Below are 11727 nucleotides of genomic sequence, written 5' to 3' on the forward strand. Positions count from 1 at the left end.
TCCTGACAATGGACTTGCGGCACGTGCGCACCGTCTTCCTGGACCGCGACGGGACCATCAACGTCAAGGCCGCCGAGGGCGAATACATTCGCTCGCCGGCGGAGTTGGTGCTGCTGCCCGGCGCGGCCAAGGCGCTGGCCGCGCTGAACGCGGCCGGTATACGTACCGTCCTGGTGACCAACCAGCGTTGGCTATCCGAACCGTCCGCGGATCCGGCATGTTTCGCCGCGACCCAAGACCGTCTGCAAGAACTGCTGGCGGAGGAAGGCGCCCGGCTCGACGCCGCCTACCATTGCCCGCACGCGGCGGATAGCTGTGACTGCCGAAAACCGCTGGGCGGCATGTTGTTCCGCGCGGCACGCGAACACGATCTCGACCTGGCCGAGTCGGTAATGATCGGCGACAGCGACGCCGACGTGATGGCGGGCCGCGCTGCCGGCGCGGCGACCGTCCTGCTCCGCCCCGGCGGCGGAGAAGCCGCCAACGCCGATGTCGTGGTCGATGACCTCGCCGCCGCCGTGCGGCTCATCCTCGCCTAAACCGTTGCGCCGCCGACCGAATCACCAGCGCGAGCGCGAACGGCAGGTCGTCGCGGAGATACCTGCGCGCCAGCCGCCGCGGCTCTTGCAGCAACCTGTGCAACCACTCGAAGCCCAGGCGTTGCATCACCGGAGAGGCCCGGCGGACCACTCCCGCGGTCATCGAGATGCCGCCCCCGCAGGCCAGACACCACGCATTGGGCAGTTCCTGGCGCAGTTGTTCGATGAGGCGTTCCTGCCTGGGAAAGCCCAAGCCGACAAACACCAGATCGGGTTCGGCGGCCGCGACGGCGGAGATCGCCTCCCGCGCTCCGCTCTCCGTCCGGTCGAAGCCGAACTCCGGTGATTGGGCGCCGGCGATGCGCAAGTGGGCGAACCGGGCGGCGAGCGCCTCGGCCGCCTTCTGCGGCACCCCTTCGGCGCCGCCGAATAGGTAGACCGACTTCCCATCGGCCGCCGCCGCCGCGCAGAGCGCGGATATCAATGAGGAGCCGGCGACGCGCTCCGGGAGCCGTTCGCCCTTCATCCGCGCCGCCCACACCAGAGGCATCCCGTCGGCGACGACAAGGGACGCCCGCGCGATGAGTTCACCGAGCGCGCCGTCTCGGCTGGCGGCCCGGGCCACGTCGACATTCACCGGGACGATCGAGCCGCCCTGGTCCGCGGCCCAGGCCTTGCGCACGACGTCGACGACCTCGTCCTCGGTCAGCGCATCGAACCAGAGATCGCCCACCTGGATCCTGGCTGGCCGCATGTCTTCAGATTCTCACCGCAAGCCCGCCGAAATTTCGCGGAACTGGGCACATTGTTGCTGCGTCAGCGGCAAACGCCCTAACCTGTAGCGGGCCGCAATTCGTGGATCGGCGGGATGTTGCAGTGGCCGGATTGACCGGTGCGCGGGTCGAAGAACTCGCGACGATGGACGTCTTCGAGGGATGCCCCGCCGAGGACTTAGCGCCGCTGGCCGCGTCCGTTCAGCCGCTGCGCGCCGCGGCGGGCCAGGTGCTGATGCAGCAAGGGGAGCAGGCGGTTTCGTTCCTGCTGATCTCGTCGGGCACGGCCGAAATCAAACGCGTCGGCTCCGACGGCGCGGTGGCCGTCGGGGAAGTATCTGCGGGCACGATCGTCGGCGAGATCGCCCTGCTGCGTAACCGCCCGCGGATCGCGACAGTCACGGCGGCTGAACCGCTGACCGGCTGGATCGGCGACAACGACGCGTTCACCCGGATGGTGCACATCCCCGGGGTGATGCCGCGGCTGCTGCGCACGGTCCGCCAGCGGCTCGCCGCGTTCATCACCCCGATCCCGGTGCGCGTTCGCGACGGCACCGACCTGCTGTTGCGCCCGGTCCTGCCCGGCGACGACGAGCGCACGGTGCACGGCCACATTCAATTCTCCAGCGAGACGCTGTATCGCCGGTTCATGACTGCCCGCCTGCCCAGTCCGGCGTTGATGCACTACCTCTCCGAGGTCGACTACGTCGACCACTTCGTGTGGGTGATGACCGACGGCAGCGATCCGGTGGCCGACGCGCGGTTTGTTCGCGACGAGGCGGACCCGACAATCGCCGAGATCGCGTTCACCGTCGCCGACGCCTACCAGGGCCGGGGGATTGGCAGCTTCCTGATCGGCGCGCTGTCCATCGCCGCCACTGTCGACGGTGTCGAAAGGTTCTCCGCGCGAATGCTTTCCGACAATCTGCCGATGCGCACGATCATGGATCGCTACGGCGCGGTCTGGCAGCGCGAAGACGTCGGCGTCATCACCACGGTCATCGACGTGCCGCGCCGGCGCGACCTGCACCTGAAGCGTGAGATGGCCGACCAGATCGAGCGCGTCGCCCGCCACGTGATCGAGGCGGTCGGCTAACGAGCATGCGGCCGTTATGGATTGGCGTGGCGCTCATGCTGCTGCTGGGCGCGTGCGCTCATTCACGCGCACCCAAACCGCCGGCCTCACCCTCGTCGTCGACGCACGGCGCCGCCGTCAACCCCGCCAACATCAAGCGGGTGGTGCGCGAGTTGCCGCCCAACTCCGAGGTCACCACCGCCATCCCCGGCACCGCGTCACCGCGGGTGATCTGGAGCCTTGGAACCGATGCGGCGGCCAAGCCTGCGCAGTGCGCGGCACTCGCCGACCCGGGCAACGGGCACGGCGGACCCGCGCAAGGCCTGTCCGCCTCGGGGGCGGGCGGCATCGTCGACACGATCGTCGTTGCTTTGCCGGGCCCGGTGGGCCTCGACCACAACCTGGTCGCGGCGTGCGGCCAGTGGACCATGACTTCCGGACACACCACGGTCGGCGTTCACCTCACCGACGCCCCGCACATCGAAGGCGCCGAGACGCTCGGCATGGTTGCCGATATCAAGGCATCCGTCGAAGCGGGCACCGAAATCGATTCGCGTGCATGCACATTCATCGCCTACCTGGACGGCTACTACGCGTTCACCACGCTGATCACCGACCCGGGATCGCCGCTGCCGGCGCTGCCACCCCAATTCGCCGCCGATCTTCTCGTCAAAACGGTGTCCACGTTGCGCAGCTGAGCAACGGGGTTGGGTAGATTGGCGACGATGTTCAAGGTGGTGTTGGCGATCGCATCCGTCTGCGTGCTCGCCGGCTGCTCATCGGGTTCGGATGCCGCCTCGACGAGGGCCGACATCGCCAAGGTCTCGGGTGTGAAGTCGAGCTTCGGGCCGGAGTTCAAAGTCGCCGACATCAGCGAAAGGGCAATCGATCCCAAGTTTCTGTCCGCCCGCAAGCTGCCCGACGGGCTGAGTTTCGATCCGCCCAACTGCGCGAAGATGGCGCTCGGGCCGGCCATGCCGCCGGACTTGCAGGGCAATATGGCCGCGGTGTCCGCCGAGGGCAACGGCGATCGATACGTCGTGATCGCGGTCGAAACCTCGAAGCCGGTGCCGGTCGAGGATCCGGCGAAGGACTGCACCAAGGTGGCGTTTTCCGGGGGCCAGGTACGCGGCGGCCTCGAGGTGATCGATGCCCCGCACATCGACGGAACGCACACGTTCGGGGTGCACCGCGTGTTGCAGGCGCTCGTCGGAAACACGGCGCACACCGGCGAGCTGTACGACTACTCCGCCCAGTTCGGCGACTACCAGGTGATCGTCATCGCCAATCCGCTTGTGGTGCCCGACCAGCCGGTCGCGAAAGTCGACACGCAGCGTGCCCGCGACTTGCTCGTCAAGGCGGTGGCCGCGGTTCGCAGCTGACTCGGCCCTATCGGACGTCGCGCGGCCGGAACTGGATGCTGACGCGCGGACCGGTTGGCGCGGCCGTCTTGGGCACCGAGTGTTCCCAGGTGCGTTGGCATGATCCGCCCATCACCAGCAGGTCGCCGTGCGCCTGCGGCAGCCGCAGCGATGGGCCGCCGCCACGGCGGCGCATCGCGAAAGTGCGTGTGGCGCCGAGGCTGACGATGGCCACCATGGTGTCTTCCGAACTGCTGCGGCCGATGGTGTCGCCATGCCAGGCGACGCTGTCGGAACCGTCGCGATAGCAGCACAACCCCACCGTGGTGAAGGGCTCGCCGAGCTCGCCGGCATAGATGTCGTTGAGCCGACGGCGAAGCCGCGCCAAGCGCGGGTGCGGTGGGTCCTCGACCGTGAGGTCGTGGAAACTCACCAGCCGCGGCACGTCGACGACGCGGTCGTACATGTGGCGGCGTTCGGCCCGCCACGGCACCGTGGACAGCAAGGCGGTGAGCAGGTCGTCGGCGTCCGTGAGCCAGCCGGCGCGCAGCTCGATGAACGCGCCGTCACCGAGTTGTCTGCGCTCGGTGTGTTGGAACAGCGAGCCCTGGACCGTGACGCTCACGCGGGCCAGTCTATCGCACATCCGTTCGATCACGAGGGGAGCCGCGGGGCGACCGGCTACCGTTTTAACCGTGGGTGTTGAGCTGAGCACCGAGTCCGAAGTGGGCACGCTACGCGTCGCCATCCTGCACCGCCCGGGCGCCGAGTTGGGGCGACTCAATCCGCGCAACAGCGACCAGCTGCTATTCGACGGGTTGCCGTGGGTCGCTCGCGCGCAGGAGGAGCACGACCAGTTCGCCGAGCTGCTGCGGTCGCGCGGCGTAGAGGTGCTGCTGCTGTCCGACCTGCTGACCGAGGCGCTCAACCACAGCGGCGCCGCCCGGATGCAAGGTGTTGCCGCCGCGGTCGATGCGCGCCGGCTCGGTACGCCTCTGGCGCAAGAGCTTTCGGCCTATCTACGCGGCCTCGACCCGGTACGGCTGGCGCAGGTGCTGATGGCCGGCATGACGTTCAACGAACTCCCGCCCGACACCCGCACCGACGTGTCGTTGGTGCTTCGCATGCACCACGGCGCGGACTTCGTCATCGAGCCCCTGCCCAACCTGGTGTTCACCCGCGACTCGTCGATCTGGATCGGGCCGCGAGTCGTGATCCCGACGTTGGCGCTGCGGGCCCGGGTTCGCGAGGCGTCGTTGACCGACCTCATCTACGCGCACCATCCGCGGTTCACCGGTGTGCGGCGCGCCTACGAGTCGCGCACCGCCCCGGTCGAGGGCGGCGACGTGCTGTTGCTTGCGCCCGGTGTGCTCGCGGTCGGGGTGGGCGAGCGGACCACCCCTGCCGGAGCGGAAGCGTTGGCGCGCAGCCTATTTGACGACGACCTCGCCAACACCGTGCTGGCCGTGCCGATCGCTCAGAAGCGCGCGCAGATGCACCTGGACACGGTGTGCACGATGGTCGACACCGACACCGTGGTGATGTATGCGAACGTCGTCGACACGCTCTCGGCCTTCACTATCCAGCGCACGCCCGACGGCGTCACCATCAGCGACGAAACGCCGTTCCTGGAAGCCGCCGCCAAGGCGATGGAGATCGACAAGCTGCGCGTCATTGATACCGGGCTCGATCCCGTCATCGCCGAACGCGAACAGTGGGACGACGGCAACAACACGTTGGCGCTGACGCCCGGGGTCGTCGTCGCCTACGAACGCAACATGCAGACCAACAGCCGCCTGCAAGACGCCGGCATCGAAGTGCTGACCATCGCGGGATCGGAGTTGGGTACCGGCCGCGGCGGGCCCCGCTGCATGTCCTGCCCCGTCGCCCGCGACCCGGTGTAGCCGGCTGCCCGGCCAGCCGGGCACTCGGAGGCGACTGCCCGGCCAGCCGGGCGCTCGGCACATAAACCCGAACTACCGCCAGCTGGGCAGCCAGATCTCCATGTCCCAGGTCTGTTGTGAGATGGGCAGACCGGTGAGCACCGGGAACAGCCAGGCGAAGTTGGCCACCACTAGAGCGACGTAGCAGCACACCGCGATCAGGCCGAGCGTTCGTCGCTCCGGAGCCTGTCCGCGAGAGTAGAGGATGTCCCCGCATATCAGGGCGATCCCCATCACCAGGAACGGCGCCATCGTCGCCGCGTAGAAGAAGTACATCTGCCGGTCGATGTCGGCGAACCAGGGCAACCACCCGGCGCAATAACCCACCAGCACCACGGCGTAGCGCCAGTCCCGCCGCACCAGCGCGCGCCACAGCGCGTAGATCAGCACCGGCACCGCCACCCACCACATCGCGGGAGTGCCCACCAGCATCTCCGCCTTCACGCACGATTGCGCCCCGCAACCGGCCACGTTCTGCTGGTCGATGGCATAGAGAACAGGCCGCAACGACATCGGCCAGCTCCACGGTTTGGATTCCCACGGGTGGTAATTACCGGCCGAATTCGTCAGTCCCGCATGGAATTGGAAGGCCTTGGCGGTGTAGTGCCACAGCGAGCGGATGGCGTCGGGCAGCGGAACGACGGAGTGGGGGCCGATCGTCTGGCCGACCTCGTGCCGGTCGATCGCGGTCTCCGAGGCGAACCACGGCGCATAGCTGGCCAGGTAGACCGCGAACGGGATGAACGCCAGCGCATACGCGGTGGGGATCAGGTCGCGCCGGAGAACCCCCAGCCAGGGCCGGGTCACCTGGTATTGACGGCGCGCTGCCACGTCGAACGCCAACGACATCACGCCGAAGAACAGCACGAAGTAAAGGCCGGACCACTTTGTCCCGCAAGCCAATCCGAGCAGAATCCCCGCGAGGAAGCGCCACCAGCGCACGCCCAGCCGCGGGCCCCACACCGTTGCGCTGGCGCGGCCCTCCAGCAGGGCGACGTGCATTCGTCGCCGCACCTGATCGCGGTCGACGATGAGCGCGCCGAACGCGGCAACCACGAAGAAGGTGAGCAGGCCGTCGAGCAGCGCGGTCCGGGAGGCGACGAAGCTGACGCCGTCGCAGATGAGTAGCAGGCCGGCGATGGCGCCGACCAATGTCGATCGGCTGACCCGCCGCACGATCCGCATCACCAGCGTCACGATCACCACGCCGAGCAGCGCGCCGGTGAATCGCCAGCCCAACCCGTTGTAGCCGAGGAGCGCCTCGCCCAACGCGATCAGTTGCTTGCCGACCGGCGGATGCACCACCAGCCCGAAGCCTGGATTGTCTTCCACCCCGTGGTTGTGCAGCACCTGCCAGGCCTGCGGCGCATAGTGCTTCTCGTCGAAGATCGGCGTGCCCGCATCGGTCGGTGAGCCGAGGTTGAGGAATCGGGTCACCGTTGCCAGCAGCGTGATCACGCCGGTGACCACCCAGCCGCGGATGTGGTCGGTGGGCCCGAAATCGGCGACCGGGATTAGCGGGCCCGGGCTGACGACGGGCACGACGCGCTCCCCGACGGCATCCTCCACTGTCAACGAGGTTTCGCGGGCCGGAGCGGACATCGGTGTCGATCGTAGGCTGTCCGTCATGACCTACGGTCGCCTGTTGCTCGGTGCGACCCCGTTGGGTCAGCCGTCGGACGCCTCGCCGCGGCTGATCGACGCGCTGGCCGGAGCCGACGTGGTGGCGGCCGAGGACACCCGCCGGGTGCGCACCCTGGCCAAAAACCTCGGCGTCGCCATCACCGGCCGGGTGGTCAGCCTGTTCGACCAGGTCGAGGCCGCGCGCGTGCCCGCGCTGGTCGACGCGGTCAAGGCCGGGGCGACGGTGCTGGTGGTCAGCGACGCCGGAATGCCGGTGATCAGCGACCCCGGCTATCGGCTGGTCGCCGCGTGCGTCGACGCGGGGGTACCGGTGACGTGTCTGCCTGGGCCGTCCGCCGTGACCACCGCGGTGGCCGTGTCCGGTTTGCCGTCGGAGAAGTTCTGCTTCGAGGGCTTCGCCCCGCGCAAGAGCTCGGCCCGCAGGACGTGGCTGGGCGGCTTGGCCGACGAACGGCGCACCGTCGTGTTCTTCGAATCGCCGCGCCGGCTGGCGGCGTGCCTCCGCGACGCCGTCGAGGAACTCGGCGGTGAGCGCGCGGCGGCGGTCTGCCGGGAGCTGACCAAGGTGCACGAGGAAGTGGTTCGTGGATCGCTCGCCGAGCTGGCGGCGTGGGCGGCCAACGGCGTGCTCGGCGAGATCACCGTCGTCGTCGCCGGCGCCGTTCCGCGCGCCGACCTGCCGTCGTTGGTGGCGGACGTGGAGGAGCTCGTCGCGGGGGGCGCCCGCGACAAGGACGCGTGCGGCGAGGTGGCCGCGGCGCATCCGGGCGTGCGTTCGCGCCAGCTCTACGACGCGGTCTTGCGGTCACGCCGCGAGTGAGTCGGAAGCGTCAGCCCGACGCCAGCCGCCTTGTGCAGACATTCTTCCCATTCGGCGTCGGGATCCGAGTCGGCGGTGATCCCGCCGCCGACGCCCAGCACCGCGCCGCCCACCGCGTCGAACTCGACGGTGCGAATCGCGACGTTGAGCTCACACCCAGCGATCGGCGATGCCAAACCGACTGTGCCACAATATATCCCGCGCCGGCGCTGCTCCCATTGCGAAATCAGTTGGCGGGCACGGTGTTTGGGTGTGCCCGTGACCGAGGCGGGCGGGAAGGCGGCGTCCAGCAGTGCCGTCGTCGGCAGCTCCGTCCGAACCCGCGCCGCCACCGTGGACACCAAATGCCACACGCCCGGGGCGCGGCGCACCACCAGCAGCTCGGGCACCGTGACCGTGCCGGTGATCGCCACCCGGCCCAGGTCGTTGCGGACCAGGTCCACGATCATGATGTTCTCGGCGACCTCTTTGGCCGAAGCCCGTAACGCCGACGGCCAGGCGTCCAGCGGCAGGGTGCCCTTGATCGGGCTGGACGTCACCACGCAACCGCGGCGCCGCAGGAATAGCTCTGGAGACAGCGACGCCACCGCGCCCCACGGTCCGGCGACGTAGGCCGCCCTCGCCGGCGCGGTGCGCGCAACGCCGTCGACGAAGAAATCCAGCGGCGCCCCGCGGACGCGTCCGGTGAACTGCGTGCACACGCACGCCTGGTAGACCTCGCCGGCGCGGATTGCCTCCAGGCAGGCGAGCACGCCGCCGCGGTGCTGCGCCCTGTCGGCCGCATCCCAGTCGATCCGGCATTCGCGCCCGGGCGCGGGTGTCGCGGCCAGTGCCGCGGTCAACCAATCCGGCATCGGTGCCCCGGAAAGGCTTTCGTACCACCACTTCCCGTCCCGGTCGCGGCGCAGCACGCGGTCGGTCCACCCGCCGGCGGCCTCCGGGATCCGGTTCGGACGCCCGTCGGCGGCGGCGTCGGGATAGGACAGGTAGCCGACCCAGCCACCGCCCACAGCAGCCGAATCCGGTGGCCGCGCGTCCAACCCGACCGCGAATGCGTCGGGGGCGTCGACCGGTTGCGCCGACACGCTCGGTGCGATGACGGCCTGCGCGCCGAACCAATCGCCCGTCAGCGCGGCGGGCGGCGGCAGACCGAGCCGCCCGGTGGCGTCGCCGACGGCACGCAGCACGCGGGGCGCGTCGCCAAGGTCGCCGAGCCGGTCGATTCGCACCGATCTAGCTTGACAGAACGACGGACTGCCGAACCCCGCGCACCGGGGGTTCAGCCGCGGCTGATATCGCGGGCCGTCGCCAGTGCCGCCAGCTTGTCGGGGTTACGCATCACGTAGAAGTTGGTGATCTTGTCGCCGGCGATCTCCAGCGTGATCACCATCTCGAGGTGTTCGTCCTGGTAGACCAAGACCGCCGGGGCGCTGTTGCAGGTCACCATCTCGATGCGCACTGCCGCCCACAATTTGCTCATCTTGCGCATCAGCCCGGCGATGGCCCTGGCCACCCGTTCGGCACCGACCACCGGCCGCCGCGCGGCGGACACCTTGCCCCCGCTATCGGCCATCCAGGTCGCATCGGGGGCGAGCATCTCGATCAGCGCTTCGACATCGCCGTTGGCCGCGGTGGCCAGGAATTGCGCGGTGATCTCTGCGTTGCGGTGCGCGTCGACCGTGGCGAAGCGCTTGCGCCGCGCCCGCACGTGCTCGCGGGCGCGGTGCGCCACCTGCCGCACGGTCGGCGCGGGTTTGCCCACCGCCTCGGCAATGTCGGCGTAGTCGAAACCGAACACCTCGCGCAGCACGAACACGGCCCGTTCGTCGGGGCTCAGCGTTTCCAGCAGCACCAGCATCGCCATCGAAACCGATTCCGCCAGAACGACATCGGCCGACGGATCCTGGTCGTCGGTGAGCAGCGGCTCGGGCAGCCACGGCCCTACGTACTCCTCGCGGCGACGAGCCCCCGCCCGCAGCGCGTTCAGGGCCTGACGGGTGACCAGCTGGGCCAGGTAGGACTTGGTGTCGCGCACCGTGGCCAGGTCGACCTCGGCCCACCGCAGATAGCTGTCCTGCAACACGTCGTCGGCCTCGGTCGCCGAGCCCAGGATCTCGTAGGCGATGGTGAACAACAACGGGCGCAGCAGCGTGAACCGTTCCGCGTGCTCACCGGGGGCGATCATGGCAGCGGGACCCGCTCGTCGGCCTGCAGCCGCGCCGCGCGATTGCCGCCCTTGAGCCAGTAGTACGAGCCGGGCTTGGCGGCCTCCCGCCGGATGGCCCACAGCGTGCCCTTGCAGATCGCCTCCTTGAGCGACGCCGCGCTGCGGCCGGCCACCACCGCGTTCACCGGGGTGTCGTCGGTGCGAGCGAGCTGGAAGGTGGCGTGGGCGCGGCCGAGGCTGATGCACTGCCCGACGAACGCCTGGTTGAGCGCCGCGGGCGTCCGCCCGGCGATGCGGCTGAGCACGGTGTCGGCGGCCTGGGCGCCCAACGGCCCGGCGGCCTGGCAGCTCATCCGCAGCGGCTGGCCCGACGGCGCGGTGGCATCACCCGCGGCGACGATGCGATCGTCGTCGACGCTGGTCAGCGTTTCGTCGGTGAGCAGCCGGCCGACCGCATCGGTGCTCAGCCCGCTGCGCGCGGCCAGATCCGGCACGACGAAGCCGGCCGTCCACACCGTCGCGGCGCTGGGCAGGACGGCGCCGTCGCTCAGCACCACCGCGTCCCAGCGGACCTGAGTCGCGGCGACGGATTCCAGCACGTTCACCCCGAGCTTGCGCAGTCGCTTGGCCACCGAACGGCGTCCCCGCTCGCTCAGCGACGGTCCGAGCGTCCCACCGCAGACCAGGGTCACCGGGCGCCCCCGCGCGCCCAGTTCGGAAGCCGTTTCGATGCCGGTCAATCCGGCGCCGATCACGGTGACCGGGGCGTCCGGCGGCAGGTCAGCGAGGGCGTAACGCAGCCGCTGCGCGCTTTCCAGGTCGGCGATCGCGTAGGCGAATTCGGCGGCCCCGGGGACCGTCAACGGCATCGCGCCAGTGCTGCCGACGGCATAGATCAGATAGTCGTAGGTCAGCTCGGCGCCCGAGGCGAGCAGCACCCGCCGGTCCGCGAACTCGATGCGGTCAACGGTGTCGACGATCAACCGGATCCCGTCGCCCAGCAGCTCGCCGTACTCCGCGGTCGCGGCGCCGGTGTCCGCGACCAACTGGTGCAGGCGAATCCGTTCGACGAAGACGGCACGGGAGTTGACCAGCGTGATATCGATGTCCGGACGCTGCCGCAGGCGGTTGGCGGCCACGGTTCCGGCGTACCCGCCGCCGATGACGACGACATGGGTTCTTGGGGTGGCGACCTCGCTCATTTCTGTCTCCTATTCTCACGGGACGTGTGCCCTTGAGACACCGCGGCATCTCCGGGTGTGACAGATCGGGCCGGACTGTGAGCTGTTTCACTCGCCGGATTGACCCGAAAACTCCAGGTACAGGCCTATCGCAAGGTCCGCTCGGGCGGGGCCGCGCGTGTTACGCTTCGCGATACTGATTGGGCCAGCCGCCCAGACGGGAC

At 69.4% G+C, this 11727-nt stretch carries 12 protein-coding genes; 6 read left to right on the forward strand and 6 right to left on the reverse strand.

Annotated features, from left to right (window positions below):
- The first annotated feature begins 8 nt into the window (after positions 1–8).
- Positions 9–539: a D-glycero-alpha-D-manno-heptose-1,7-bisphosphate 7-phosphatase gene (locus ACQI5H_RS15865; protein ID WP_427080298.1), complete on the forward strand. Its 531-nt coding sequence runs from the start codon at positions 9–11 to the stop codon at positions 537–539.
- On the opposite strand, the gene ACQI5H_RS15870 is transcribed toward ACQI5H_RS15865, so the two are convergent.
- Complete coding sequence (locus ACQI5H_RS15870; RefSeq protein ID WP_427080299.1) at positions 526–1293, reverse strand: WecB/TagA/CpsF family glycosyltransferase; 768 nt, start codon at positions 1291–1293, stop codon at positions 526–528. The two genes, ACQI5H_RS15865 and ACQI5H_RS15870, sit on opposite strands and share 14 nt — an antisense overlap.
- 164 nt (positions 1294–1457) lie before the next feature.
- On the opposite strand from ACQI5H_RS15870, the gene ACQI5H_RS15875 reads away from it, so the two are divergent.
- From ACQI5H_RS15875 to ACQI5H_RS15885, 3 genes are read left to right on the forward strand one after another with little or no spacing between them, the layout of a single operon-like run.
- Complete coding sequence (locus tag ACQI5H_RS15875; protein WP_427080322.1) at positions 1458–2408, forward strand: GNAT family N-acetyltransferase; 951 nt, start codon at positions 1458–1460, stop codon at positions 2406–2408.
- Positions 2409–2413: 5 nt separating this feature from the next.
- On the forward strand, positions 2414–3085 hold the full coding sequence (locus ACQI5H_RS15880) for a DUF5642 family protein (protein ID WP_427080300.1): 672 nt from the start codon (positions 2414–2416) through the stop codon (positions 3083–3085).
- A gap of 27 nt (positions 3086–3112) precedes the next feature.
- Positions 3113–3769, forward strand: coding sequence for a DUF5642 family protein (locus tag ACQI5H_RS15885; RefSeq protein WP_427080301.1), 657 nt, complete (start codon positions 3113–3115; stop codon positions 3767–3769).
- Between the two features lie 7 nt (positions 3770–3776).
- On the opposite strand, the gene ACQI5H_RS15890 is transcribed toward ACQI5H_RS15885, so the two are convergent.
- On the reverse strand, positions 3777–4373 hold the full coding sequence (locus ACQI5H_RS15890; RefSeq protein ID WP_217695746.1) for an alpha-ketoglutarate-dependent dioxygenase AlkB: 597 nt from the start codon (positions 4371–4373) through the stop codon (positions 3777–3779).
- A 70-nt stretch (positions 4374–4443) separates the two neighbouring features.
- Between ACQI5H_RS15890 and arcA the strand changes: the two genes are divergently transcribed.
- Positions 4444–5652: an arginine deiminase gene (gene arcA, locus ACQI5H_RS15895; protein WP_427080302.1), complete on the forward strand. Its 1209-nt coding sequence runs from the start codon at positions 4444–4446 to the stop codon at positions 5650–5652.
- 72 nt (positions 5653–5724) lie between these two features.
- Here arcA and ACQI5H_RS15900 read toward each other — a convergent pair whose 3' ends face one another.
- Entirely contained in the window at positions 5725–7293 is a 1569-nt protein-coding gene (locus tag ACQI5H_RS15900) for a dolichyl-phosphate-mannose--protein mannosyltransferase (RefSeq protein ID WP_427080303.1), read from the reverse strand.
- Between the two features lie 25 nt (positions 7294–7318).
- On the opposite strand from ACQI5H_RS15900, the gene rsmI reads away from it, so the two are divergent.
- Entirely contained in the window at positions 7319–8155 is an 837-nt protein-coding gene (rsmI, locus tag ACQI5H_RS15905) for a 16S rRNA (cytidine(1402)-2'-O)-methyltransferase (protein WP_427080304.1), read from the forward strand.
- Here the strand turns inward: rsmI and ACQI5H_RS15910 are convergent.
- From ACQI5H_RS15910 to ACQI5H_RS15920, 3 genes are read right to left on the reverse strand one after another with little or no spacing between them, the layout of a single operon-like run.
- On the reverse strand, positions 8122–9384 hold the full coding sequence (locus ACQI5H_RS15910) for an aminodeoxychorismate synthase component I (protein ID WP_427080305.1): 1263 nt from the start codon (positions 9382–9384) through the stop codon (positions 8122–8124). The genes rsmI and ACQI5H_RS15910 overlap by 34 nt on opposite strands.
- Positions 9385–9434: 50 nt before the next feature.
- Positions 9435–10340, reverse strand: coding sequence for an RNA polymerase sigma-70 factor (locus tag ACQI5H_RS15915; RefSeq protein ID WP_427080306.1), 906 nt, complete (start codon positions 10338–10340; stop codon positions 9435–9437).
- Positions 10337–11524 carry an NAD(P)/FAD-dependent oxidoreductase gene (locus tag ACQI5H_RS15920; protein WP_427080307.1) on the reverse strand — a complete coding sequence of 396 codons (1188 nt, stop codon included), beginning with the start codon at positions 11522–11524 and terminating at the stop codon, positions 10337–10339. The genes ACQI5H_RS15915 and ACQI5H_RS15920 overlap by 4 nt, the downstream gene beginning before the upstream one ends.
- Between the last annotated feature and the right edge of the window lie 203 nt (positions 11525–11727).

The sequence above is a fragment of the Mycobacterium heidelbergense genome, assembly GCF_050205645.1.
Lineage (GTDB): Bacteria > Actinomycetota > Actinomycetes > Mycobacteriales > Mycobacteriaceae > Mycobacterium > Mycobacterium heidelbergense_A.